This window comes from Celeribacter neptunius (genome assembly GCF_900113955.1).
Lineage (GTDB): Bacteria > Pseudomonadota > Alphaproteobacteria > Rhodobacterales > Rhodobacteraceae > Celeribacter > Celeribacter neptunius.
Genome location: NZ_FORH01000003.1, coordinates 1 through 26239, shown reverse-complemented (window position 1 = coordinate 26239; position 26239 = coordinate 1). Strand labels below are relative to the sequence as shown.

Sequence of the window (26239 nt, the reverse complement as noted above, 5' to 3'; positions counted from 1 at the left end):
AATATCTCCCCTGTTGATAGATAGGTTCTCGTGAGGATCACGAGCTGTGGAAAATCCGCCCCAGCATGGCAGGTGCGTTGGAGGCACCATGACGCCGTGCGGAAATGACGACAAGGACCAGAATGGTCGCAAGGAAAGGCGACATGGACAAAAGCTCCACCGGGACTTTTGCGCCCGCCGCCTGAAGGTTGAGTTGCAGCACCGTGATACCGCCGAAAAGGTAAGCGCCAATGAGCACGCGCCCCGCGCGCCAACTGGCGAAAACCACGATGGCCAGGGCGATCCAGCCGATGCCCGCCGTAATGCCATCCGTCCATTGCGGCACCCGCACGAGGCTGATGTAAGCCCCGCCAAGCCCCGCCATGGCGCCTCCGAACCCGATGGCGGCAAAGCGCACCGCCTTGACCTTGTAGCCAAGCGCATGGGCCGCGGTGTGGTTCTCGCCCACCGCGCGCAGTATCAGCCCGACACGGGTGAATTTCAGCACCGCCCAGATCGCCACCACCATGATCAGAGACAGGTAGACGATGGCATCGTGTTGAAAGATCACCGGCCCGATCACCGGGATGTTTTCCAGAAGCGGGATATTCATATCCGGCATGCGCGGCGGCGACATGCCCTGATAGTTCTGCCCCAGAAGCGAGGCCAGACCGGTGCCCAGCAAGGTGAGCGCCAGACCGGCCGGCACCTGGGTGGTCAGGAAAATCTGCGTGAGCAGGCCAAAGAGCATCGACAAAAGCGCCCCGCCCGCGGCGGCGGCGATGAAGCCCAGGGTCGGCGATTGCGTCTCGACCGCGGCGATGAAGCCGCAGACCGCGCCGAAAATCATCATCCCCTCGACGCCGAGATTCAGCACACCGGATTTTTCCACCACCATCTCGCCCAGAGCCGCCAGAAGGATCGGGGTCGAGGCGACCATCAGCGAGGCCAGCAGGATGACAGGATTGATACCACCGAAGTCCATCACGCGGCCTCCTTTTCACGTAGTCCGAGATAGAGCGGCAGGGCCAGCGACAGGCCGACGGTAAAACTCGCGGGCAGCACCAGCCACCATAGCCGAATGCCCTGACGTTTCGCGTCGAAATAGGACCAAATCCAGAAGGTTGCGATCGAAATCAGCACATCGGCGGAAAACCCGGCCGCGGCGCCGTTGACAAAGAGATCCGCGATGAAAGCGAGCGGGGAGAGCCCGTTCGCGGCAAACCAGCTGCCGAAAAACACCCAGGGGATCACAGTGCCGAGGAGTGCCAGGAGAAACCAGAAGCGGGAGCCGGGCATCACGCGGCCTCCTTCTTCACGATGATCACGCGGTAATTCACCACGATATCCATGGCCAGCAGGATCATCAGAAACATGCCCTGAAAGACCTGGATCGCCGAAGAGGGCAGGCCAAGCATGAATTGCGCCAGTTCGCCGCCGATGAAGGTCAGCGCCAGAAGCAGCCCTGCGAGCAGGATGCCGACCGGGTGCAGCCGCCCGAGAAAGGCGACGATGATCGCGGTAAAGCCATAGCCTGCACCGAAATCGATGGAGATCTGCCCCGCCGGTCCGGTGACTTCAAAGAGGCCCGCGAGCCCGGCGAGTGCCCCGGCCGAGCCGAGACAGAACACCACCAGAAGCTTGTCCTTCACGCCGGCAAAGCGCGCCGCTCGCGGGCTTTCGCCGGTCAGGCGGATCTGGAACCCGAGCATGTGTTTGTTGATCAGCACATAGGCGCCGACCACAGAGGCCAAGGCTGCGACGACACCCCAATGGGCGCCGGTGCCGGTGATCAGTTCCGGGTTCGACATGGCCGGGATCTGGCTCATGTTGCGCGAGCCGGGAAAGCCGTTGCCTTCGGGGTTGCGCAGGAACCCAAGCGCGGCGGAGGCGAGGATCTGCTCGGCCACGTACACCAGCATCAGCGAGACAAGGATCTCATTGGTGTTGAATTTCGTCTTCAAAAGCGCCGGGATCATCGCCCAGAGAAAGCCGCCAAGCGCGCCCGCGATCACCATCAGCGGGAAGATCCACCAGGCATCGAGCGGGTAGAGCGCCAGGCCCACCGAGGCGCCGGTGATGGCGCCGATGATATACTGACCTTCCGCGCCGATGTTCCAGATCCCGGCCTTGAAGCCGAGACTGAGGCCGATGGCAATCAGAATGAGCGGCGCGGCTTTCACCAGAAGCTGCGGTCGCGAATAAGACGCGAATTGCGCGTTGAACAGCGGGTCCCAGAAGATGGTGCGGATCGCGGCCACCGGGTCCTTGCCCATGGCGGCAAACAGCAGGCCGCCGAGGATCATGGTGATGATCACGGCGAGGATCGGTGTCGCCAATGTCCAGGCTTTCGAAGGTTCGGGGCGTTTGACGAATTTGATCATTGCGCCACCTCCATGTCATGGGCGCCGCCCATCATCAGACCGATCTCATCCACCGTGAGCCCTTTGGCCACACGCGGGGCCGTGAGCGTGCCCTCGTTCAGGGCGGCGAAATGGTCGGAGATTTCCATCAGCTCGTCGAGATCCTGCGAGATCACCAACACGCCCGCGCCCTTGGCCGCCAGGTCCAGAAGCGCCTGCCGGATCGCCGCCGCCGCCGAGGCGTCCACCCCCCAGGTCGGCTGGTTCACCACCAGCACTTTCGGGTCCTGAAGCACTTCGCGGCCGATGACGAATTTCTGCAGATTGCCGCCCGAGAGCGACCGCGCGGCCGAACCGGGGCCGGGGGTGCGCACATCGAAGGCTTCGATCACCTCCTCGGCGAAGGCTTCGGTCTTTTTCCAATTGAGGAAATTGTTTTTCGTGAGCTTCTTGCGGATCGTCGCAGTGAGCGCGGCATTCTCGGTCAGGCTCATATTGGGCGCTGCGGCATGGCCCAGACGCTCCTCGGGGGCGGCAAGAATGCCGATCCGACGACGCGCGTTGGGGCCGGTATGGCCGATGTTTTCGCCCATGAAGGTGACCGAGTGTTTCTCGGTTCTGGCCTCGCCCGAAAGGACGGACAAGAGCTCGTCCTGCCCGTTGCCGGCCACCCCGCCGATGCCCAGGATCTCGCCCGCGCGCAGGGTCAGCGAGACATCCTTGAGACGGGTGCCAAAGGGGGTCGCGGGGGCAAAGGTTAGCCCGTTGACCTCGAGAAGCACCGCGCCGGTCGAGCCGCCTTCGCGCGTCGGCACATGCAGCGTCTGGCCGACCATCATTTCCGCCATCTCGCGCGCCGTTGTGGCTTTCGGATCGCAGGTGCCGACAACCTTGCCGAGACGCAGGATCGTCGCTTCGTCGCAGAGCGCGCGGATTTCCTCGAGCTTGTGCGAGATATAGAGGATCGAGGTGCCTTCGGCCTGCAATTTCCGGAGGGTCTTGAACAGGATCTCCACCTCTTGCGGGGTGAGGACCGAGGTCGGCTCGTCCATGATCAAGAGTTTCGGGTCCTGCAACAGGCAGCGGATGATCTCGACACGCTGGCGTTCGCCCGCTGACAGATCTCCGACGATCCGGTCCGGATCGAGCGGCAGGCCGTAATTCTCCGAGACCTCGCGAATGCTCTTGGCCAGCTCGCGCATTTTCGGCGGGTTCTCCATGCCGAGGGCGACGTTTTCGGCGACATTCAGCGCCTCGAAGAGGGAGAAATGTTGAAAGACCATGGCAACGCCGGCGGCGCGGGCGGCTTGCGGGTTCTGCGGCGCGTAAGAGCCGCCGCGCAGTTCCATGACCCCCGCGTCGGGCTTTTCCAGCCCGTAGATCATCTTGACCAGCGTCGATTTGCCAGCGCCATTTTCGCCCAGAAGCGCATGCACCTCACCGGTGCCGATGGAAAAACTCACATCGTCATTGGCGCGCACGCCGGGATATTCGCGGGTCAGCCCCACGACTTTCAAAAGCTCCGTCACCCAGTTCGTTCCCCGTAAGATTCTGTGATCTTTCGCCCAGAGATTACTTGGGCTGCGACCCCGACCGCAATGGCTTGCGGATGTTTCCCAAGGTCAGGTTGCCCAATCGGACAGCAAATGCGCGCGATTTGGGCGTCGGTATGGCCGAGATCGCGCAGCCGGGACCGGAAACGTGCCCATTTCGTGCGCGATCCGATCAGCCCGGCAAAGGCGAACCCATGGGTGAGAACCCGGTGACAAAGTTCGAGATCGAGCGCATGGGAATAGGTCAGGATCAGGTGCTCGGCCTCTCGGGGCGCGTGGGGCAGCACCTGTTCCGGATGGGCGGCGACGAGTTGATCGACGCCTTCGGGGCAGATCTCGGGAAAGCGCGCCTGCGCGGTGTCGATCCAGGTGATGGCGAACTCCGGCAAGGGGGCCAAAGTGTTGACGATGGCGCGCCCGACATGGCCGGCGCCCCAGACCCAAAGCGGACGTGTGGCGCGGGTGATCGGTTCGACCATCCAGTCGCCATGCAGCTTTGGCGCGATGAGCCCCTGTGCGCGCGCCTCGGAGAGGGCTTTCTTGACCGAGAAAGGCATGTCGCCGGGCTTGTTTTGCGGACCGCGGGCAAAGATGTCCTCGGGAATGTGGTCCACGCTTTCAAACACTTCGGTCAAAAGCACCACCGCCCCGCCGCAGCATTGCCCCATGGCGGGCCCGAGCGGCAGGCGTTGCAGGCGCGGGGCGGAAAACGCCGCTTTCGCCGCCTCGAATTCCAACGTGCCGCCGCCAATGGTGCCGGATTGAGCAAACCCGCTTTCGGTTTGCCAGACGAGCATGGAGGCACCGACCTCGCGGGGCGCGGAGCCCTGCACCTCCGCCACGACCACGCGGGCGACGCGGCCATGTTTGGAGAGGGCGGCGTTCAGGGCCTCGCGATCAAAGCTCACGCCTTTGCCCTCGCAATCGCGGCGAGGCATTCCTCGGGCGTGGCGGGGGCATTGAGCGCCGGATAGTTCGGTCCGCAAGATGCGCAGGCATCTGACAGAGCGAGGAAGGCGGAAATGCCGAGCATGAAGGGCGGCTCGCCGACGGCTTTCGAGCGATAGATCGTCTCTTCGCGGTTGCGCCCGTCCCAAAGATCGACGTTGAACACGTCGGGCGCGTCGGAGCAGGCCGGGATTTTATAGGTCGAGGGCGCATGGGTCTTGAGCATGCCCTTGTCGTCCCACACCAGTTCCTCGGTGGTGAGCCAGCCCGCACCCTGCACATAGCCGCCCTCGATCTGGCCCTTGTCGAGCGCCGGGTTCAGCGAGGCACCTGCGTCATGCAGGATATCGGCGCGCAGGATGCGGTTTTCGCCGGTCAATGTGTCGAGCGCCACCTCGGTGATCGCGATGCCGTGGGCGAAGTAGAAGAACGGCCGACCCTTGCCCTTGATCCGGTCCCATTCGATCTTCGGCGTTTTGTAGAACCCGGTCGAGGAGAGCGAGACGCGGTTCATATAGGCAAGGCTGATCAGCTCGTCGAACGCCATCTCATGGACACCAAAATGCACCTTGCCCTTGGACCATGTGACGTCGCTCTCGCCGAAGCGGTCGAGGATGAAGACCTCGAGCCGTGTGCGGATGCGGTCGCAGGCGTTCTTCACCGCCATACCGTTCAGATCCGAGCCCGAAGAGGCGGCGGTGGCCGAGGTATTGGGCACTTTCGCGGTGTCGGTGGCGGTGATCTTCACCTTGTCCATCGAGACGCCGAATTCCTGGGCCGCGACCTGCGCGACCTTCTGGAACAGGCCTTGCCCCATTTCCGTGCCGCCATGGTTCAGATGGATCGAGCCATCATTGTAGATATGAACCAGCGCGCCCGCCTGATTGAGATGGGTCAGCGTGAAGGAGATGCCGAATTTGACCGGCGAGACGCCGAGGCCCTTCTTGATGATTGGGCTTGCCGCGTTCCATTTTTCGATGGCCGTTTTGCGTGCGGCATAGTCGGAGGTTTTCAATAGCTCTTCGGTCATGCCGTGCAGGATGAAATCCTCGACCTCCTGACCGTAGGGGGTGAGCTTGCCGCGTGGGGTCATTCGCCCGCCCGCGTGCGCAGGATGCGGATCGAGATGTTCGACGCTGCCCAGCGACGTGGGCTCGCCCTCGAAGGACAGCACGTGATCCTCGGGCAGGCCCTCGCCCGCCGTGGGCACCACCATCTCGTCGTAATAGTTGAGTTTACGGACTTCGATCGGGTCTTTGCCCAAGCTATGCGCGATATGATCGAGCACGCGCTCGATGCCCAACACGCCCTGCGGCCCGCCGAAACCGCGATAGGCGGTGTTCGATTGCGTGTTCATCTTCAACCGGTGGCTTTCGATCCGGGCGTTCGGCAGGAAATAGGCATTGTCCGCGTGCAGCATCGCCCGGTCAGCCACTGGCAATGTCAGATCCATCGACCAGCCGGCGCGGGTGATTTGCAGGAAGTCGACGCCGAGAATTCGCCCGTCCTCGTCGAAGCCGCAGCTGTAGGAGATGCGGAAATCGTGACGCTTGCCGGTGATCACCATGTCATCGTCGCGGTCGTAGCGCATCTTGCAGGGCTTGCCGGTGTCGCGCGCGGCAATGGCACAGGCGATGGCGAGCCAGTTGCCCTGGCTCTCCTTGCCGCCAAACCCACCGCCCATGCGCCGGGTCTCGACCCGCACCGCATGCATCGGCACATGCAGCGCATGGGCCACCTTGTGCTGAATCTCGGAGGGGTGCTGGGTCGAAGAATGGACCAGCATGTCACCACCTTCCTGTGGCACACAGGCGGCGGCCTGCCCCTCGAGATAAAAGTGTTCCTGACCGCCGATCTCGATCGTGCCTTCGATCTTGTGCGGTGCTTCAGAGATGGCCTTTGCGGCATCGCCACAGCCGTAGATGCGTGGCCCATCTTCGAAACGGCTTTCGGCTTCCATCGCGGCGTCATAGTCGAGAAGCGCCGGCAGCTCCTTGTAGGAGATTTTGCCCAATTTGGCAGCCTTGCGCGCGGCCAGATGCGAGGTGGCGACGACGAGGAAGATCGGCTGGCCTATGAACTGCACCTCGCCGGAGGTGAGCAAGGGCTCATCGCCCAGCGAGGGCGAGCAATCCGGGACATGGCCGTCGAAATCCTCGGCGGTGTACACGCGCACCACACCGGGTGCGGCGCGCACGGCGGAGAGATCCATCGCCGTGATCTCGCCATGTGCCACGGTCGAGAGGCCAAAGGCCAGATGCAGCGTCCCGGCAGGAAGCGGGATGTCGTCGATATAGCGGGCCTGGCCCGTCACATGGAGCTTCGCCGCGTCATGGGGGAGTGGGGAGCCGACAGACATCACGCGCCCTCCTTCACATTGAGCACCGAGGTCGTGAGCCCCTGGCTTTCGGCGAAATAGCGTTTGAGCATGTTCTGCGCGGCGGTGAGCCGGTATCCGGCCGAGGCGCGCATGTCGCTCATCGGGGTGTAATCCTCTTTGAAGCCGGGCAGGGCGGCTTCGATCGTGTCCATCGTCCAGGGCTGGCCGATCAGCGCCCTCTCAACGGTTTTCGCCCGTGCGGGTGTCCCCGCCATGCCGCCAAAGGCGATGCGCGCGGCGGCGACCTGTCCGTCTTCGATCGTGATGTTGAAGGCGCCGCAGACCGCGGAAATGTCCTGATCGAACCGTTTCGACAGCTTGTAGACCTTCAGATCCGCAAGCCCGGCTTTGGGGACCATGACGCTCTCTACGAATTCGGACGCCTGCCGGTCCTGTTTGCCATAGGCGATGAAGAACTCCTCGAGCGGGATCACCCGTCGATCTTCCCCCTTGCGCAGTGTCAACGTGGCGCCTGCCGCGATCAGAGGCGGCGGGCTGTCGCCGATGGGGGACCCATTGGCAATATTGCCGCCCAAAGTGGCCGCGGCGCGCACCTGGGTCGAGGCAAAGCGGCGATACATTTCCGCCAGAGAGGCCGAATGCGGTTTGAACAGGGGGATCAGCTCGGCAATCGGCACCATGGCGCCAATCTCGAAGCCTGCGTCGCTCTCGGTGATGGTTTTCAGATCCGCGACGCCGCCCAGGAAAATCACGTCACCCAGATCACGAAGCTGTTTGGTGACCCAAAGCCCGACATCCGTGGCCCCGGCAATGAGGGTGGCCTCGGGTTTCAGCCCGTAGATCGCGGCCAGCTCGTCGCTGCTCTCGGGGCGTTCGACAATGCTGGGGGCGTCGAAGGGGGTGTGTTCCAGACCCTCGGGGACCGGCACCTCCGCAGCCTTTTCGGCGGCGCGCAGGATCGGCGCGTAGCCGGTACAGCGACAGAGGTTGCCGGCCAGAATATCCTCATGATTGGTGTCACCGCGGGCATGTGCCGTGGCCAGCGACATGACGATGCCAGGGGTGCAGAAGCCACATTGGCTGCCATGTTCCTCGATCATCGCGCTTTGCACAGGATGCAGCATGTCGCCTTTTGACAGGCCCTCGACCGTGGTCACCGATTTGCCATGGAGCTGCGGCAGGAACAGGATGCAGGCGTTGAGCGGTCGCTTGCCGCTCTCATCCTCGACCATCACCGTGCAGGCGCCACAATCGCCCTCGTTGCAACCCTCTTTCGTGCCCGTGAGCCCCTGGGTTTCGCGCAGATAATCCAGAAGAGTGCCCGTGGGTGTCGTCTCGGCGTGAACGATCTCGCCATTGAGCCGAAAAGTGATCTCCATCATGTCAGACCAGCCGCTTTCTTTTTGAAACCACGGGCCCGATGCGGCGGAAAGCCCGTGCAGATTAGGCTGAGAAAACCGGCTCGGGCGGTAATTTGCAAGGGATTCGGCGCGGAAATGCGCCGCCTTTTGCGTGGTTTTTGTACATTTGGTCAAAATATGGGCGCGGAGCTTCGGTCTGCGGCCATGGTGGACGGGCGACAAAGCTGCTGTGGAAAAGTGACGTTTTGCCCTTGGCGCTGCCTGCGTGCATGCGCTAGCTTGGCGCCGAAATGAGCAGTCCGACCTTTATCCATCTTCGCGTTCACACCGAATATTCGCTCCTCGAGGGGGCGATGCGGCTCAAGAAATTGTGCGGCATGGTCACCGATATGGATATGCCGGCGGTGGCGGTCACCGACACCAATAACCTGTTCTGTGCGCTCGAGTTTTCCGAATATTCCAAGGGCGCGGGGGTGCAGCCGATCATCGGCTGTCAGGTCTCGGTCGCCTATCATACGGCGGAGCCGGGTGAGAAGGAAAAAGCCCCCGCGCCGGTGGTGCTCCTGGCCCAGAATGAGACGGGCTATGAGCATCTGATGAAGCTCAACTCCTGTCTTTATGTGGATAAGCACGACGGCATCCCGAAGGTCACGGTGGAGGAGCTGGAGCGCTACTCCGGCGGGCTGATCTGTCTCACAGGCGGCGCGCTGGGCCCTATTGGCCAGATGATCACCGACAATCATCCGGCGCAGGCCCGCGCGCTTTTGGAGCGTTTCAAGGCGATCTATCCGAACCGGCTCTATGTCGAGCTGCAACGCCACCCGGGCGAAGACGGCGGCTATACCGAGGCCGAACGGCTGACCGAGCGGCCCTTCGTCGAATGGGCCTATGACCTTGGCCTGCCGCTGGTCGCGACCAACGATGTCTATTTTCCCAAGGCGGACATGTACGAGGCGCATGATGCGCTGATCTGTATTGCCGAGGGCGCCTATGTCGATCAGGTCGAGCCGCGCCGTCGCCTCACCCCGCAGCATTATTTCAAGAGCCCGGCGGAAATGGCGGCGCTGTTTGCCGACCTGCCAGAGGCGATCGAGAACACCGTCGAGATCGCGAAACGCTGCGCATTCAAGGCCTATAAACGCGCGCCGATCTTGCCGAAATTCGCCGATGACGAGGTCGAGGAATTGCGCAAACAGGCCTGGGAAGGTCTGGACAAGCGTCTTGCCGTGATCCAGCCCGCCGGCACGCGGGAGGAATATGAGGAACGGCTCAAGTTCGAGCTGGGCATCATCGAACAGATGGGGTTCCCGGGCTACTTCCTGATCGTGGCCGACTTCATCAAATGGTCGAAGGACAACAATATCCCGGTCGGGCCGGGGCGGGGGTCGGGGGCTGGCTCGCTGGTCGCCTATGTGCTGACCATCACCGACCTGGACCCTCTGCGCTACTCGCTGCTGTTCGAACGGTTTTTGAACCCGGAACGTGTGTCGATGCCCGACTTCGACATCGACTTCTGCATGGATCGCCGGGAAGAGACGATCCAATATGTGCAAAAGAAATACGGGCGCGACAAGGTCGGGCAAATCATCACCTTCGGTGCGCTTCTGTCGAAAGCTGCCGTGCGCGACATCGGCCGGGTGTTGCAAATGCCCTACGGTCAGGTGGACCGGCTTTCGAAACTCATTCCGGTCGAGGGCGTCAAGCCTGTCTCGATCAAACAGGCATTGGAAGACGAGCCGAAGCTCCGCGAAGAGGCCCGGAACGAAGAGGTGGTCGACCGGCTTCTGACCTATGGTCAGCAGGTCGAGGGGCTGTTGCGGAACGCTTCGACCCACGCCGCCGGTGTGGTGATCGCGGACCGTCCGACCGACGAGCTGGTGCCGCTCTATCAGGACCCGCGTTCCGACATGCCCGCCACCCAGTTCAACATGAAATGGGTGGAACAGGCCGGTCTGGTGAAATTCGACTTTCTCGGTCTCAAGACCCTGACCGTGATCCAGTCGGCGATGAACCTGATCTTCAAATCCGGACGGCCCTTGCATGTCGCCGCCGATGGCACGGAGCTCTATCAGCCGCCCGAAGGCGGGGAGAATGAGATCAACCTCATTCCCTTGGATGATGCGGCGACCTACAAGCTCTATTCGGACGCCAAGACCGTCGCGGTGTTCCAGGTTGAAAGCTCGGGCATGATGCAGGCGCTGCGGCAGATGAAGCCGACCTGTATCGAGGATGTCGTGGCGCTGGTGGCGCTCTATCGTCCGGGGCCCATGGAAAACATCCCGACCTATTGCGACGTGAAACACGGGCGCAAGGAATTGGAGTCGGTGCACCCGACCATCGATCACATCCTCGCCGAGACCCAGGGCATCATCGTCTATCAGGAACAGGTGATGCAGATCGCCCAGGTCATGGCGGGCTATTCGCTTGGTGGCGCCGACCTGTTGCGCCGCGCCATGGGCAAAAAGATCAAGGAGGCGATGGACGCCGAGCGCCCGAAATTCGAAGAGGGCGCGGCCAAGAACGGTGTCGACAAGAAGAAAGCCTCCGAGGTTTTCGACCTGTTGGAGAAATTCGCCAACTACGGCTTCAACAAATCCCACGCGGCGGCCTATGCGGTGGTGTCCTATCAGACCGGTTGGTTGAAGGCGAACCACCCGGTCGAGTTCATGGCCGGTGTGATGAATTGCGATATCCATCTCACAGACAAGCTGTCGATCTATGCCGAAGAGGTCAAACGCGGCCTCGAGATCGAGATCGTGCCGCCCTGCGTGAACCGCTCGCTCGCCACTTTCGACGTGGTCGATCAGAATCTGGTCTATGCGCTGGGCGCCTTGAAGAATGTCGGGGTCGAGGCGATGCAGCTCATCGTCAATGCCCGGCTCGAGGGCAGCGATGCGCCGGGTGGCAAGCCCTTCGTCACGCTCTACGATTTCGCTCGCCGGGTCGATCTCAAGAAGGTCGGCAAACGGCCCTTGGAGATGCTGGCGCGTGCCGGCGCCTTCGATCAGCTCGACAGCAACCGCCGCCGGGTCTTCGACAGTCTCGAGCAACTGGTGCAATATTCCGCCGCCATTCATGAACAGAAAGCCTCTAGCCAGGTGTCGCTCTTTGGGGACGCCGGCGAGGATCTGCCGGAGCCGCGCCTGTCGCCGGTGGGCGATTGGGTCGCTTCCGAGCGGCTGATGGAAGAGCAGAAAGCCATTGGTTTTTACCTTTCCGGCCACCCGCTCGACGATTACGCGGGCGCCTTGCGGCGCAAGAAGATCGCGACGCTCGCGGAAGCGCAGGAAAAGGCCGAGGCCGAAGGTGCGGCGCTGGTCAAGGTCGGTGTGCTGGTGTCAGGCTTCCGGCCGATGAAATCCGGCAAGGGCACGCGGTATTTCCGGATGAATATCTCGGACAGCACCGGGCAATTGGCGGGCATCGCCATGTTCCCGAGAAAAGGCGAATACGAGCCGACCTACGAGATTTTCGAGAAACACGACAAAGTGGTGATCTCGCTCGAGGGGCGGTTTGAGGACGGGCAGTTCGATCCGATGATCCGCTCGGTCGCGCCGATGGAAACGGTTGTGGCCGATGCGGGGGGCGCCGGGCTCAAGATCTATTGCGATGACGCGGGCGCGGTGACGCAGGTGAACGAGTTGCTGACCCGGGTGACGCAAGAGGCGAAACAGCCCCCGCGCGGTGCGGTGAGCTTTTGCCTCATGCCGCCGGACTACCCCAATGAGGTGGATATCGATATCCCGCAACCCTTTGTGATCACTCCGGAAATCAAAGGGGCGATCAAGTCCTTCGATGGCGTCGTCATGGTGGAGGACCTGTGATGAAGAAAACCTCCGCTCTGGCCGCATTGATCCTGCTGCCGGCCTGTCAGATGACCTTGCCAGAGGCGTTGCAGCCGGGAAAGGCCGCGCCTGCGGAGAGTTTCGCGGCGGAGACGGCCACTCAGGCCACAGAGGCCGAGGCCGGAGATGCCGCCGAGGCCGAATTGGCCGAAGCTTTCGTGGCGGCGGCACAAGCGGCCCAAGCGGAAGAGGCGGCAGAGAGCGCTCCGCCGAAGAAAGGTCTTTTCGCCTTCCTGAGCCCCAAGGCGGATCCCTCGCCTCTGAAAGACACAGGCATCGAAGTGGTCGAAGGGACCTCCTCCGAACATGCCATGACGGCACTGGCGCCCGAGGCGGCGGCGCGCGAGGTCGAGGTGGCGACTGCGGAGACCGCCCCGGAGGCAGGCATAGAGGCGGACACCGCCGAGGTGCATCAGGCCGGATTGGGTGGGTTGTTCGGTTTTCTGAAACCGAAAGCCAAAGAAAAAGCCAGGGAAGAGGTGCAGCTTGCGGCCCTGCCGGTCGAGGCAGATGAGGCTGACGCCGCGGCGGATTCCTTTGTTGTCCGGCCCGAAACCCATGGCGTGTCCCCCGAGGTCGCAGCAAAGCCCGAACCCGACGCTGCGCCGCAAACGCGTAAGCCGCTCTTCGGGTTCCTGAAAGCGGGGCCGGGCAAATCCGGCTCAGGCAAATCGGGTCCTGTGTCGACGGTGGCCCGCGGCGAGGTGTTGCCCTTTGGCGAGGTCGGGATTCTCTGTGATGCGAAGAAGCGCGACATGGGGACGGAGGTCGATCAGTTCCCGCATCAGGGGCGTGCGGCCTGGCAGCTCTACGACACCGCACCGGACAGCGCCGAGCCGCGCACGCAGTTCATCACCGGCTTTGCCGATGGCTGTGCCCGTCAGGTCACCGCCGCGCTGATCATGTTCGGCGAGGCCGGTCTGCACGAGGTGCTGCGCTATTCGGAGGGCAACGATGCGTCCTGGTCGGAGGCCGATGAACGCTACGAGAAGATCAAGCGCAAAGCCTGTGGTGTCGGCCGCAAGACCCGCTGCCCGGCGGAAAAACTCGGCGGGCTGGAAAGCCAGCTGGCCTTCGTCTCCGTCTATCCGCGTTTCGGCGCGGAACATGGCTGGCTCGAGCTGTTGCTGCATGACGGCGCGGTGATGAGCGAAGAGATCCGCTAGGGTCGCGTTGCCCGCTTTGGGGACATTGGTCCCCGCGCGGCGGTTTCGCCTTGCTCCGCGCCGAATGTCTCTTCGTTCGAATGGCAAAAAGGTTCCGCAAAGCTGCCGTTCCGGTGCGCTTGGTGTCACAATTTGCGGTGCAAATTATGACTTTACCAATGCGGCGGGCGCTGGTCGGCCAAGGGCAGCGAACCGTCGCTTTCCGATTGTCTGAGCGCCTCGGCCTCCATCAGCATGCCCAGACGCCGTTCCGCGAGTTCCAGCATGCGTTCCTGATCTGCGACGATGTCGGAGAGCTCCTCGACCGTCTTGGTGAGATAGGCGATCTGTTCCTCGAGCGCGGTGATGCGGTTTTCATCAGACATGTCTTGCCTCTCTCATGTGATCGGAAGCCCCCTATAGGCCGTCCTGTACGCAGATGTATAGGCCTTTGTCATGGGGATTTCACCGGCTTTGCCCGCCTGCCGCCTTGCTCACACGCCGCCTGTGCGATATGCCGCCCGCGACAGTCGTGCAAAAGGACCAGACATGGCCAAGCCCAAGAAAACCCCGCGCCCCAAGGCCGTCACGCCGAAGGGCTTTCGTGATTATTTCGGCACCGAGGTGACCGAGCGCAAAACCATGCTCGATCAGATCGCCGAAGTCTATCATCTTTACGGGTTCGAAGCGCTGGAAACCTCGGCCGTCGAGACGGTGGAAGCTTTGGGCAAATTCCTGCCCGATGTCGACCGTCCGAACGAGGGGGTCTTTGCCTGGCAGGAGGACGATTCCGATTGGGTGGCACTGCGCTATGACATGACCGCGCCTCTGGCCCGTGTCGCCGCACAGTACCGTCAGGACCTGCCCGCGCCCTATCGCCGTTTCGCCATGGGGCCGGTCTGGCGCAACGAGAAACCGGGCCCCGGAAGGTTCCGCCAGTTCTACCAATGCGACGCCGATACCGTCGGCGCGCCGTCTGTCGCCGCCGATGCGGAAATCTGTGCCATGTTGTCGGACACGCTCGAGGCCGTGGGGATCACGCGTGGCGATTACATCATTCGGGTGAACAACCGTAAAGTCCTCGATGGTGTGCTGGAGGCCGCGGGGCTGCCCGACACCGACGAGTTTGCCCATGTGCGTGGCATCGTCCTTCGGACCATCGACAAGCACGACAAGTTTGGGGATCAAGGCGTCATGGCGCTCCTGACCGAAGGCCGCAAGGACGAGAGCGGCGACTTCACCAAGGGTGCCGGGCTCGAGACCGCGCAGGTCGAGCTGATCCTCGGCTTCGTCAATGGCCGCCAGGACAGCAACGCCACCACGCTCGACCGTCTGGCTGAGCTGGTGGGTGAGGTCCAGACCGGTGTCGAAGGTGTCGATGAGTTGCGCCAGATCGCCGAGCTTTTGGAAGGTCAGGGCTACGGCCCCGACCGCATCGTCATCGATCCCGCCGTGGTGCGGGGCCTGGGCTATTACACCGGGCCGGTCTATGAGGCCGAGCTGACCTTTGAAGTCACCGATGAGAAGGGCCGCGTGCGCGAGTTCGGCTCCGTTGCCGGCGGCGGGCGCTATGACGATCTGGTCAAGCGCTTCACCGGGCAGGCGGTGCCGGCTACCGGCATGTCGATCGGTGTCGACCGGCTTCTGGCCGCGCTGCGTGCCACCGGTCGGATCGGGTCGAAAGCGCAAGGCCCCGTGGTGGTCACCGTGATGGACCGCGACCGCATGGGCGATTACATGGCGATGGTCACGGAACTGCGTCAGGCGGGCATCCGCGCCGAAGTGTATCTTGGCAATCCGAAGAATTTCGGCAACCAGCTCAAATATGCCGACAAGCGCGAGAGCCCGGTGGCGATCATTCAGGGCGGCGACGAGGCCGAGCGCGGCGTGGTGCAGATCAAGGACCTGATCCTGGGCACCAAACTGGCGGAGAGCGCCTCGGTCGAGGAGTGGAAAGACCGCCCGAACCAATATGAAGTGCCGCGCGGCGAGATGGTCGCGAAAGTGCGCGAGATCATCGAAAGCTATACGTGATGCCCCGTGTCGATATTGCCAAGGCGGATGTGAAGGCCGAGGCGGCCCGTCTGAAAGCCCGTTTCGAGGCGCAGGGCGCGCAGGCCATGGAGATGGATATTCTCCTGCCCGCCGAAGTGCTTCTGGACCTATATGGCGAGGACATTCGCGCCCGCGCCTATGTCACCCATGACCCGGAACAGGGCGAGATGATGCTGCGCCCGGACTTCACCGTGCCGATGGTGCAGGCGCATATGTCGGATGGTGCCGAACCGGCGCGCTACACCTACGCGGGCGAGGTGTTCCGCAAACAGGAAGACGTGCCGACACGGGCCAATGAATATATTCAGGTCGGCTTCGAGGTGTTCGACGGCTCGAGCCCGGCCGATGCCGATGCCGAGGTTTTTGCGGCCTTTGCCGAGGCGCTGTCGGACTATGATCTGCGCGCGTCGACCGGCGATATCGGTATCCTGATGGCCGCGGTGCGCGGGCTCAAGACCACCGAACGCCGCCGCAATGCGCTGCTGCGTCATATCTGGCGGCCGCGCCGGTTCCGGGCGCTGATGACCCGGTTTTCGGCCCGGGGCACAGAGCTTCGGCAACAGAATCTCGACCGTGTGAAGGCCAATCTGAAAGAGGCCGAAGCGCCCTTTATCGGGCTGCGCACCCAGACCGAGATCGACACAAGGATCAAAGCGCTCGAAGAAGACGCCGCCGAGCCGCCGATCTCGGATGGTGAGATCGCGCTGATGAACGACATTCTGTCGCTCAAGGAGACCCTGCCGAATGTGCTCTCGAACCTGCGCGATATCGCCGTCGATCTGCCGGAGATTTCCGAGGCTGTGAGCCTCTTGGGCCGCCGCACCGAGGCGCTCGCCAGCCGCGGTGTCGATGTCGATCACCTCGATTTCGAGGCCTCCTATGGCCGCACCTCGATGGAATATTACGACGGGTTCGTCTTTGGCTTCTACGCCGAGGGCCGGCCGGATCTGCCGCCGGTGGCGACCGGCGGGCGCTATGATGCGCTCACCTCGGTGTTGGGGCAGGGCCGCTCGATCCCGGCGGTCGGCGGGGTGATCCGTCCCGGGCTGATGCTGGCCCTGAACGCGACCGGGAAAGGAGAGGCGTGATGATCGTCAAACTTGGCGTGCCCTCCAAGGGCCGGTTGATGGAAAAGACCTTTGAATGGTTCGCGGAACGCGGCGTGATCCTGTCGCGCACCGGGGCCGAACGCGAATATTCCGGTGCGGTCGACGGCATCGACGGCGTCGAGCTGGTGCTCTTGTCGGCCTCCGAAATTCCGCGCGAACTCGCCGCCGGGCGCATTCACCTCGGTGTCACCGGCTCCGATCTGGTGCGCGACAAGCTCGCCAATTGGGACAGCAAGGTGATCGAACTGGCGCCGATGGGATTCGGCCATGCCGATCTGATCATCGCCGTGCCGAAGGCCTGGGTCGATGTCGACACATTGGACGATCTCGACGCCGCCGCCGCCGCTTTCCGCGCGCGCCACGGGTTCCGCCTGCGCATCGCCACCAAATATCACCATCTGGTGCGCGAGTTCCTGAAGGCCAATGGCGTGGCCGACTACCAACTGGTTGATAGTCAGGGCGCCACCGAAGGCACGGTGAAGAACCTCACCGCCGAGGCCGTGGCCGATATCACCTCGACCGGTGACACATTGCGCGCCAATCACCTCAAGGTGCTGAGCTGCGACCCGATCCATCGTTCGCAGGCCACCCTGTTCAAGAGCCGCACGGCGCATTGGACCGACGAGACCCGCGCCACGCTGGTGACATTGAAAGAGATGCTGGGTCTGGGGGATTGATCCTCGATCCGATCGGATGTCGCCTTTGTGGCGGTCCGCCTCGGGACGGCGCAAGGGTGGCAATGCGGACGGAGGGGACGTTTACAGTCTTGGCGCAAGCCGCACCTCGATGACGCGGGCGGTGGCGAGCCTGAGCTATGAGCTTCTTGGTTTACCCTAGCCAAATCCGAAAAAGTTCAACACATTGTGCTGTCCTGACAAAATCGCCGCCGCGCGGGACGCGTCAGCGATGTGCGGCGGCCTGCGGCCTTGATACCGCACGAGGTGCTAAGTTCTGAACGTCCGACATGGGCTCAAACCTGACGTTCTGGTCTTTATCAAGTGGCGCATTATACGCCTGTGCCTCAGATCACCCCGATCTCGGCCAGGGTCTGCGCCAGTTCCGGCGGCAGATCGGGTTCGCATTTGCGGCCCTTCGGCAGGTCGGCGGGGGCGTCTTCGGGTTTCAGGTAGCGCCAGCCCTGGAATGGCCGGCGTTGCGCATTGGCGGTGCGGATCAAAGGCTTGCCGAGCATGATGCGACAGCGCCGCACCCCGTCTTCACCGATAACCTCTTCCAAGCCTTCGATTTTTTGCCTGGCCTGTATGACGCCCTTGATCACCCAGTAAAGCGAGCCTCCATTCAGGAGTTTCTCTTCCTGTTTGGGCCACATCCGGGTGGTATGGCCGCGCGCCGCGCCGGGGGCCATCTCGACATAGCTCTCGAGCTGCTCGAATGAATCTACCCCAACACAAAGCTTCACAAGATGAATGTAGTCTGCCACACTAACCCCCTAGGTCTTGTGCTGAAGATAGTGAAATTTCCGCGATCTTCAAGATTGCCCTCCATGGCAGAGACCTGTAAACCGCAGCCCCTGACTGACACGCCAAACGAATCCGAGAGACGCCATGACACGCTTTGCTGCCCCGATCGCCGAACAAATCTGGGATATGAAATATCGCCTGAAAGACGGGGATGGGACGGCGCGAGATCTCTCCGTCGAGGACAGCTGGCGGCGCGTGGCGCGGTCCCTGGCCGAGGTCGAGAAGGATCAGGCCGCCTGGGAGGACAAGTTCTACCACGCGCTCGAGGATTTCAAATTCCTGCCCGCCGGCCGTATCCTCGCGGGCGCCGGGACCGGCCGTGCCGTGACCCTGTTCAACTGTTTCGTCATGGGCACGATTCCTGACAGCATGGCGGGGATCTTCGACATGCTGAAAGAGGCCGCGCTCACCATGCAACAGGGTGGCGGCATCGGGTATGACTTCTCGACGATTCGCCCGAAAGGCGCGGATGTCATGGGGGTGGCTGCGGATGCTTCCGGGCCGCTCAGCTTCATGGATGTCTGGGACGCCATGTGCCGCACCATCATGTCGGCGGGCTCGCGGCGCGGCGCGATGATGGCGACGATGCGCTGCGATCACCCGGATATCCTCAATTTCATCGAGGCGAAACAGGACGCGGCACGGCTGCGCATGTTCAACCTCTCGGTTCTTGTGACCGATGATTTCATGGAAGCGGTGAAGGCCGATGCCTCCTGGGAGCTGAAATTCGGCGGCAAGGTCTATCACACGCTCGAGGCCCGCGATCTTTGGAACAAGATCATGCGCGGCACCTATGATTATGCCGAGCCGGGCGTGATCTTCATCGATCGCATCAACAAGATGAACAATCTGAACTATTGCGAGACGATTGCCGCCACCAACCCGTGTGGGGAACAGCCTTTGCCGCCCTATGGCGCCTGTCTTCTGGGCTCGATCAACCTCGCGCGTCTGGTGAAAGACCCGTTCGGTAAAGACGCCGGGATGGATGAGGAGATGCTCTCCGATCTTGTCGCCACCGCGGTGCGGATGATGGACAATGTGGTCGATGCCTCGCGCTTCCCGCTCGAGCAACAGGCGCAGGAAGCCCAGGCCAAGCGCCGCATCGGCCTCGGTGTGACCGGGCTTGCCGATGCGCTGCTGATGGTGGGGCTGCGCTACGGCTCCGAGGAAGCCGCCGCGGCCACCGAGAAGTGGCTGAAGATGATCGCCCGTGCCTCCTATCTCGCATCGGCAGAGCTGGCCAAGGAAAAGGGTGCCTTCCCGCTGTTCGACGCCGACAAATACCTCGCCTCGGGTTCGCTCAAAGAGATGGATCAGGACGTGAAAGATGCGATTGCCAAAAACGGCATCCGCAACGCGCTTCTGACCTCGATCGCGCCGACCGGGACGATCTCGCTCTACGCCGGCAACGTGTCCTCCGGGATCGAGCCGGTCTTTGCCTATGCCTACACCCGCAAGGTGTTGCAGAAGGACGGCTCGCGCACCGAGGAAGAGGTCGTCGATTACGCGGTGAAAATGTACCGTGAGAAATTCGGCGAGAGTGCCGCGCTGCCGGAGCATTTCGTCAATGCCCAGACGCTCGCCCCTCTGGACCATGTGCGGATGCAGGCGGCGGCGCAGAAATGGGTCGACAGCTCGATCTCGAAAACCATCAACTGCCCGGAAGACATCGCCTTCGAAGACTTCAAAGAGGTCTATATGGAAGCCTGGGATTCGGGCTGCAAAGGCTGCACCACCTACCGGCCGAACGATGTCACCGGTTCCGTGCTCTCGGTCTCCGAGAGCTCCGAGAAGGCGCCGGAGAGTGATGAGGGTGCGGAAGTCGTCTATCTCTCCGAACCGCTCGACCGGCCGCAACAGCTCGAGGGCAACACCTATAAGGTCAAATGGCCGGATTCGGAGCACGCGCTCTATATCACCATCAATGACATTGTGGTCGGTGGCCATCGTCGCCCCTTCGAGATTTTCATCAACTCGAAGAACATGGAACATTTCGCCTGGACCGTGGCGCTCACGCGGATGATCTCGGCGGTGTTCCGGCGCGGCGGCGATGTGTCCTTCGTGGTCGAAGAACTCAAGGCGGTGTTCGACCCGCGCGGCGGCGCCTGGATGAAGGGCAAATATATCCCCTCCATTCTGGCGGCGATCGGCGGCGTGATCGAAACCCACCTGATCGAGACCGGCTTCATCGAAGGCGAGGGCATGGGGCTCAAGACCGACCCGCATGCGGATGTCGTGGCCATCGGTGAGAAGCCGCGCGGCAAGGCCTGCCCCTCCTGCGGCCAATACGACATGCGCATGGTCGAAGGCTGCATGACCTGCGCCTCCTGCGGCCACTCCAAATGCGGCTGATCTCGGCGGGGTTTTGTTTGTTGTTGTAGGACCCACTAAATCTTGTCCATTTCCGGGGTAATTTGTCCATTCCGGCACAGAATTAATGACCATCGGCTGCCATGCAGTCGGTGGTTTCTTTTTGAATTAATGAGTTACGATATTTGCCGTTTTTGAACGCTTCGGCGGCGTTCACCGATCAGCGTTCCGAGAATGCTTCCGTTGTTTTTGCCAGAGGTTTCAAGAGGTAGGCGAGCACGGTTTTTTCGCCGGATTTCAGTTCGAGCTGTGCCAGCATGCCTGGGCGGATATTCACGACGCCATCCGGGCCTTCGAGCGTGGTTGCATCGACTTTCACGAAGACTTCGTAATATGGCGGTGCTCCGGCGGGTTGCGTCGGATCCGTCAACGTATCCGCCCCGACATGAATGACCTCGCCGGTGAGCATTCCGTAGATAGAGAAATCGAATGCCGTCAGCTTGATGCTGGCTGGCATCCCGACATAGACAAAGCCGATGTCCCGCGGGTCGATTCTGCCCTCGATCCGCAATTCATGATCCAATGGGATGATCTCGACCAATGGATCACCCGGACCGACAACTCCACCGATCGTGGTCGCGACGACCTTATTTACGATCCCATGCACCGGCGAGCGAACGTCGGTGCGCGCGAGTTGATCCTCCCGGATTCGCATTTGTTCCTCGACCTGTCTCAGTTTGATCAGCGTATCGGAATATTCCTGGGCACGTTTGGTCTCAAACTCATTTCTGACGGTCGAAACCTTCCCCTCTGCGGCCACGGCTGCCTGTTCGGCTCGGATAAGATCGATCTCCGCGACGGCGTCTTTTTTGACCATGGCGCGCAAGATCTCCGCCTCTCTTCTCTTGAGGCTCGCTTCTGCCCCCAAGCTTTCGAGGGACGACAACAGATCTGTGCGGCGCACCCGAAAGAGCTCAATTTCGGATGCGGCATATTCCGGCGCCTGGTCCGCAAGTTCGGGAACAGGTATGAAGCTTTCGTTGTCCGCCGCTTCCGCTTGCAAACGTGCCACTTTCAGCATGAGGGAAAATCTTTGCCCCTCTAGCTCCCTGTAGGTGCTGAGAAACTGGGTTTCGCTCATTTTCGCGATGCGCTGCCCGTCGTCGACAATGCTGCCTTCGGCCACGAAAATGCCTTCTACAATGCCGCCTTCCAGATTCTGAACGGTTTGGGTCTTGGTTATCGGTACGACACGGCCTGTCCCGCGAACGACCTCGTCCAGCGGTGCGTAGGCGGCCCAGAGGAGGAAGGTGGCGATCGCGCTGATGATCAGGTAGATGACGCGCCGGTTCCGGCCGGAGCCTTGTTCGTTGGGCAAGAGTTGTGGAATCGACATCAGATGCTTTGCCCCGCTTTCGGCGTCAGCTGTTTCATCACTGTGTTGCGGTCGTCTTCGAGGGCAACTTGTCCATTTTGCATGACCGCAATCCTATCGACGATGGACAAGATGGAAGGCCTGTGGGTCGCAACAACAAGGGTGCGTCCTTCAAGCCAGGCCCCAAGCCGCTGCACGATCTGCTGTTCCAGTTTCTGATCAAGCGCAGAGGTCGGCTCGTCCAGCAAGACAAGAGCAGGGTCCTGCAGGAACAGCCTGGCAAGCCCCACGCTCTGCCGCTGGCCAATTGACAGCCCCTCTCCTCCGTCGAGAATTTCCAGGTCGAGCCCCCTGGGGTGGCGGCGGATGAATTCCCCCAATCCGCCGAAATCGAGCGCGGTGAGCAGTTTTTCGTCGTCGGCCGCAGCGCTGCGTATGGTCAGATTTTCGCGCAGCGTTCCCCGGAACAGGCGGACCTCCTGCGGAAGAAAACCCACGTTGCGGCGCAAATCGGCCGGGTCGATTTGTCTTATATCGATCCCGTCCAGGGTGATTTCACCCTGCGTGGTGTGATAGAGGCCCGAAAGAAGCTTCAGAAAGGTGGATTTCCCGGAACCGTTTTCGCCCAACAGCGCCAACCGGCATCCGGGCTGGACGTTCAGGGCGTTCACACTGATACTTTCGACATCTGCCCCGGGGTGAACGAAGGTTGCCTTGGATACGGAGATTGCGCCCTTGATCCGGGGCTGGCGAATGTAGGTGCGTTCGGGGTGGCGTTCTTGTTCGGAGGCCATGAGCTGTTCAAGGGCTTCCAGAGAAGCCTTCATATTCTGCCAGCGGCCCAGGACACCGGCGAGCTGGGTTACCGGCGCCAGTGTTCTTGTCGACAGGATACTGACGGCAACGATGGAGCCGACGGAAAATTCGCCTGCAAACACCATATATGCGCCGGCCACCACCGCGGCGATGTAGGTGGCTTGCTGAACGGCTGCGGCCCAAAATGTCAGGAAAGCGGACAGAACGCGCTGCTCGGTGGTTTTCACAGCATTCAGCCGAACGATTTCTTCCCAATTCTTCTGAAAACGGGCTTCCGAGCGCGTGGCCTTCACCGTCTCCAAGCCATAGGTGACTTCCGTCATCAGTCTTGACGCCGAGGACATTCCGCCCAAGGTTTCTTTTGACAGGACCGCCATGCGACGCTGGGCAAGAAGGCTCGGGATGATTGTCAGAAGTGCGCCGATGACGATGATCCACACCACTGGCCCGGCAATCCCGAAAATCACAAACAGGAAGACGAATACAAACGGGAGGTCTGCGACAACGCCGACGGTTGCCGTCGTGAAGAACTCGCGCACAGCGCCAAATTCGCGAACCATATGCACCAGCGCACCGGGAGACGCGGGCAACTTGTCCATCCGCATTCCCGTGATCTTGCTGAACAAGTCCTGAGTGATCTGCAGCTCTGCTTCCCGGCCAGTTTCGTCGATCAGGCGCGAGCGGGCTGTTCTGATGCTGGCTTCGAAGAAGATGGCAATCGCGGCACCTCCGACGAGAACCCAAAGCGTCGCTTCCGATTGCCCGGGAATGACGCGATCATAAACCTGCAGCGTGAAGAGAGAAACGGCGATAGCAATCAGATTGGCCACGAGGGACGCAAGCGTGATGTCGATAACCCGGGCTTTTCGGGCAAGAACTCTCCCCCAAAACCAGTGCCCCTTCATCGCTGGAACCGAGTGGCGTTCCTGAAGGAGTTCGACAGTTGGGAAAATCCGGCAGATGCGCCCGACGTAGAGCGTTTCGAACTCACTGGGTTCAATGGTCACCACCGAACGAGTCAGTGCATCGAGAATCTGATACCCATTGCCATTGGACCCGACGACAACGGCATACCGGTCATGTTTCATTTCCGCGCAATATGGAAATTTCGTCCTGGGAAGGCGTTTTTTTTCCCAATGCGCCGTATAGCCCAGACGCGCGAGGGCGCGATCGTGCATTTCGGCGCGCAGTTCGCCGCCGGATGCAGGCAGGCCTACCAGAAGGTCTTCTTCATCGACGGAGGCTTCGAATTGGGACAGGTAAAGAGCTGTGGCGGTTAGCAACCCTGCGGACCAATGATGATTGTCCGTTTGGGCAAGATGCAGGTGCTTATTCATCGCCTACCTCGTATTCGGCCAGGGTGCCCAGGATTGCTGCGGTTTGCAGGCAGTTGGCGACAATATTCGCACGGATATCGAGAAGCTGAATCCGCATGTCTGCGTCTTCGCGATACAAGTCGATGCCATCGGTGAGGGATAGCCGCCCCGCTGCGATCTGATCGTCGAAAAGCGCGAGCGTCTCCGCCTTGCTCGCCACAAGAGTCTGCAATTGCTGCTCGCTGTCCAAAAAACCCCTGAACTCCATGCGATGCTGATCGAGCTCTGTCGCAATATCTTCGTTGGCTTGCGCCAGCGCTCTTTTGCGGGCCTCGACATTTGCGTCGTAGGATTCGATCACTTTCCCTTGTCCCAACCCAAGCATGTTGGTCGTATCAAGCTGAATCCCGATCGAGGTGGCAGGGCTGCCCGCCGTTGTCATGGAGGCCCCTGCCTGCGCGACAATGCGCGGAAAACGCTTGCCGCGGATAAGCCGACTGTCCGTTTCGGCTTGTACGAGGGACACTGTCGCCATGGCCACCCGCGGTGCTGTCGTCTGAGGCAGGTCGCGACGGCACATTTTGCGGGCTGCGGACAAAGACAGGGCCGGCGCCGGCTGGTTTGCGGGCAAAAGCCGCGCGAGCTGCGACTGCGCCGCGCGCAGGTCGGTTTGGGCTCTGATGGTGTCCGCTTGCGCTTTTTGAAGCGCTGAAGTGATCAGGAGCGTTTCGCCTTTGCCCGCAACGCCGCCAGAGGTGCGGGCCTCAAGCCGTTGCTCCAGCTTCAACAGCAATTTCTCCAAGTCATGAAACATCGTGAGCTGTTGCGTCAGCCGAGCGGCATCGACTGCCGCCAAAAGGCCGTTCAGAACAGCGTCGTTGCGTTCCGACCACACTTCGATGCGTTTCGCCTCGATGTCGGAATCCGCCCGCTCCAGGCGCATTCGCGTCTGCCCGAAATCGTAGAGTGTCTGTTCGAGGGTAATCCCGATTGACGGATCATTGCTCGCCTCTGCTGAGCTCGAGTTCGCTACCGGTACGTTGACAGCGGGTACGAGCTTTGGAAAACGTTCGAATTCGGCTGCCCGCCGCGATGCCATGGCAGCTCGTTGTTCCTGGGCAACGGCCGATCTAATCAGCGCCGCCGCACTCAGTTCGTTTGCCAGTGCGGCAAGGGGGGACCCCTCTAGGAGAGGGGAATACTCAGTCCGTCGCCAAGGCCACGTCTCTTGGGGCACCTCCTGTTGCAGAGCAGTCTTGGCCTCGTGTGTTTCTTGTGCGGGGCGGATCTGGTCTGAAGAGCAACCGGACACAAGTCCAAGTGTTGCCATCCCGATCGCGGCGGCCAATGCAGGCCTGACTTTCTGCGTCATTCGTCACTGCTCTCTTCACGCTTCACGCTTCACTGGACCAAGTTGTCGATGAAATCGCGGCGTTTGCTCGTTTTTGTTGTTCCCACCTGTCAGAGAGGTCGCTCGGGAAGCTGTTCGCCTTATGATGCCCTCCCCGGCGCCAACCTTGGTTCCGGGGAGGGTTTTCGCTTCTTGCGGCGAACGGTATTCTGGTCATGCCGAGGCCCTCTGTACGTCCCCTTGCCCCTGCCGATTGAATGGTCTGTGACGAGGAAGGCCGGGAAAATCCGATGGATTACAAATCATCACCTCGGTCACTTATTTGGAAATAAGCGGGTGGATGCTTGGCCTGGGGCGGGGCCGTGCGGACATCCCGGATGGGGTCCGCTTGCTGAACTGTCAGCTCATTTAGAGTGTATTGCCTGATCTGATCAGTATTTAGGCAAATACATGCAAAAATTTACTCAAAAATATTCTAAAGTGTTTGCTTATTATCATTTGTATGTAATTGATTGATCCAAAGTTATAGGTGCGCTGCTCTATTCCTGCCTGTATCGCCAGTGGCGGGACTGAATAGCATCTCTCAAACCGATGGTGTTGGCCGTTGTGTCGGGCTCGTGACATGCATATTGAATATCAGCCGCGCTAAACAGGGGCTCAATATCATCGATTTAGGATGAAGATACCAAAGCACTACCAGCTTATTTTGCTATAAGCCTCCCCTCTGCCGAAACTAATCCCAATGAATTCTGCGCTGTGAATGCAGGCGAACCAATTTGGGAGTTTTGAGATGAGCGGACGTGAAGTTTTGAAAGTTGGCGCAAATCCTGAATACAAGTCCATTCAGGTGGAAGATGGTCAGGTTTTCCAGATCGACGCGAATGGTGTGGG

The 26239-nt window shown here is 61.2% G+C and carries 18 protein-coding genes; 6 read left to right on the top strand and 12 right to left on the bottom strand.

What is annotated here, in order from left to right:
- Positions 1 to 37 precede the first annotated feature (37 nt).
- Genes BM151_RS08885 through xdhA form a run of 7 tightly spaced genes read right to left on the bottom strand, consistent with a single transcriptional unit; the run spans position 38 to position 8563 of the window.
- The gene (locus tag BM151_RS08885) at positions 38 to 964 is read right to left on the bottom strand and encodes an ABC transporter permease (RefSeq protein ID WP_090060171.1); all 927 of its coding nucleotides are present in this window, start codon (positions 962 to 964) and stop codon (positions 38 to 40) included.
- Positions 964 to 1278, bottom strand: coding sequence for a DUF2834 domain-containing protein (locus BM151_RS08880; protein WP_090060169.1), 315 nt, complete (start codon positions 1276 to 1278; stop codon positions 964 to 966). The genes BM151_RS08885 and BM151_RS08880 overlap by 1 nt, the downstream gene beginning before the upstream one ends.
- A complete protein-coding gene (locus BM151_RS08875) occupies positions 1278 to 2363 on the bottom strand; it encodes an ABC transporter permease (RefSeq protein WP_090060168.1) in 1086 nt (361 codons plus the stop codon). Before BM151_RS08875 ends, BM151_RS08880 begins: the two co-directional genes overlap by 1 nt.
- Positions 2360 to 3871 (bottom strand): ABC transporter ATP-binding protein, encoded by a 1512-nt coding sequence (locus BM151_RS08870; RefSeq protein ID WP_090060166.1) that lies wholly within the window; start codon positions 3869 to 3871, stop codon positions 2360 to 2362. Before BM151_RS08870 ends, BM151_RS08875 begins: the two co-directional genes overlap by 4 nt.
- Positions 3868 to 4803 carry a xanthine dehydrogenase accessory protein XdhC gene (xdhC, locus tag BM151_RS08865; RefSeq protein ID WP_090060735.1) on the bottom strand — a complete coding sequence of 312 codons (936 nt, stop codon included), beginning with the start codon at positions 4801 to 4803 and terminating at the stop codon, positions 3868 to 3870. Before xdhC ends, BM151_RS08870 begins: the two co-directional genes overlap by 4 nt.
- The gene (gene xdhB / locus BM151_RS08860; RefSeq protein WP_090060164.1) at positions 4800 to 7202 is read right to left on the bottom strand and encodes a xanthine dehydrogenase molybdopterin binding subunit; all 2403 of its coding nucleotides are present in this window, start codon (positions 7200 to 7202) and stop codon (positions 4800 to 4802) included. The genes xdhC and xdhB overlap by 4 nt, the downstream gene beginning before the upstream one ends.
- Positions 7202 to 8563: a xanthine dehydrogenase small subunit gene (gene xdhA / locus BM151_RS08855; RefSeq protein ID WP_090060734.1), complete on the bottom strand. Its 1362-nt coding sequence runs from the start codon at positions 8561 to 8563 to the stop codon at positions 7202 to 7204. The genes xdhB and xdhA overlap by 1 nt, the downstream gene beginning before the upstream one ends.
- A 272-nt stretch (positions 8564 to 8835) precedes the next feature.
- On the opposite strand from xdhA, the gene dnaE reads away from it, so the two are divergent.
- Both dnaE and BM151_RS08845 read left to right on the top strand, forming a co-directional pair.
- Positions 8836 to 12369: a DNA polymerase III subunit alpha gene (dnaE, locus tag BM151_RS08850; RefSeq protein ID WP_090060163.1), complete on the top strand. Its 3534-nt coding sequence runs from the start codon at positions 8836 to 8838 to the stop codon at positions 12367 to 12369.
- Positions 12369 to 13556, top strand: a complete 1188-nt coding sequence (locus tag BM151_RS08845) for a hypothetical protein (protein ID WP_090060161.1) — start codon at positions 12369 to 12371, stop codon at positions 13554 to 13556. Before dnaE ends, BM151_RS08845 begins: the two co-directional genes overlap by 1 nt.
- A 152-nt stretch (positions 13557 to 13708) precedes the next feature.
- On the opposite strand, the gene BM151_RS08840 is transcribed toward BM151_RS08845, so the two are convergent.
- A complete protein-coding gene (locus BM151_RS08840; RefSeq protein ID WP_090060160.1) occupies positions 13709 to 13921 on the bottom strand; it encodes a SlyX family protein in 213 nt (70 codons plus the stop codon).
- A 163-nt stretch (positions 13922 to 14084) separates the two neighbouring features.
- On the opposite strand from BM151_RS08840, the gene hisS reads away from it, so the two are divergent.
- The 3 genes from hisS to hisG are packed head-to-tail and all read left to right on the top strand — an operon-like array spanning position 14085 to position 17376.
- On the top strand, positions 14085 to 15569 hold the full coding sequence (gene hisS, locus BM151_RS08835) for a histidine--tRNA ligase (RefSeq protein WP_090060158.1): 1485 nt from the start codon (positions 14085 to 14087) through the stop codon (positions 15567 to 15569).
- Entirely contained in the window at positions 15569 to 16678 is a 1110-nt protein-coding gene (locus BM151_RS08830) for an ATP phosphoribosyltransferase regulatory subunit (protein ID WP_090060157.1), read from the top strand. Before hisS ends, BM151_RS08830 begins: the two co-directional genes overlap by 1 nt.
- A complete protein-coding gene (gene hisG / locus BM151_RS08825) occupies positions 16678 to 17376 on the top strand; it encodes an ATP phosphoribosyltransferase (protein WP_090060155.1) in 699 nt (232 codons plus the stop codon). The genes BM151_RS08830 and hisG overlap by 1 nt, the downstream gene beginning before the upstream one ends.
- A gap of 344 nt (positions 17377 to 17720) precedes the next feature.
- Here the strand turns inward: hisG and BM151_RS08820 are convergent, their stop codons facing one another.
- Positions 17721 to 18140: a DUF1489 family protein gene (locus BM151_RS08820; protein WP_090060153.1), complete on the bottom strand. Its 420-nt coding sequence runs from the start codon at positions 18138 to 18140 to the stop codon at positions 17721 to 17723.
- A gap of 124 nt (positions 18141 to 18264) precedes the next feature.
- Here BM151_RS08820 and BM151_RS08815 point away from each other — a divergent pair, with 124 nt between their 5' ends.
- Positions 18265 to 20532: an adenosylcobalamin-dependent ribonucleoside-diphosphate reductase gene (locus BM151_RS08815; protein ID WP_090060152.1), complete on the top strand. Its 2268-nt coding sequence runs from the start codon at positions 18265 to 18267 to the stop codon at positions 20530 to 20532.
- Between the two features lie 178 nt (positions 20533 to 20710).
- Here the strand turns inward: BM151_RS08815 and BM151_RS08810 are convergent, their stop codons facing one another.
- Genes BM151_RS08810 through BM151_RS08800 form a run of 3 tightly spaced genes read right to left on the bottom strand, consistent with a single transcriptional unit; the run spans position 20711 to position 25369 of the window.
- A complete protein-coding gene (locus BM151_RS08810; protein ID WP_090060150.1) occupies positions 20711 to 21886 on the bottom strand; it encodes a beta-barrel domain-containing protein in 1176 nt (391 codons plus the stop codon).
- Positions 21886 to 24018: a type I secretion system permease/ATPase gene (locus BM151_RS08805; RefSeq protein WP_090060149.1), complete on the bottom strand. Its 2133-nt coding sequence runs from the start codon at positions 24016 to 24018 to the stop codon at positions 21886 to 21888. Before BM151_RS08805 ends, BM151_RS08810 begins: the two co-directional genes overlap by 1 nt.
- A complete protein-coding gene (locus BM151_RS08800) occupies positions 24011 to 25369 on the bottom strand; it encodes a TolC family protein (protein WP_090060147.1) in 1359 nt (452 codons plus the stop codon). The genes BM151_RS08805 and BM151_RS08800 overlap by 8 nt, the downstream gene beginning before the upstream one ends.
- Positions 25370 to 26239: the final 870 nt, after the last annotated feature.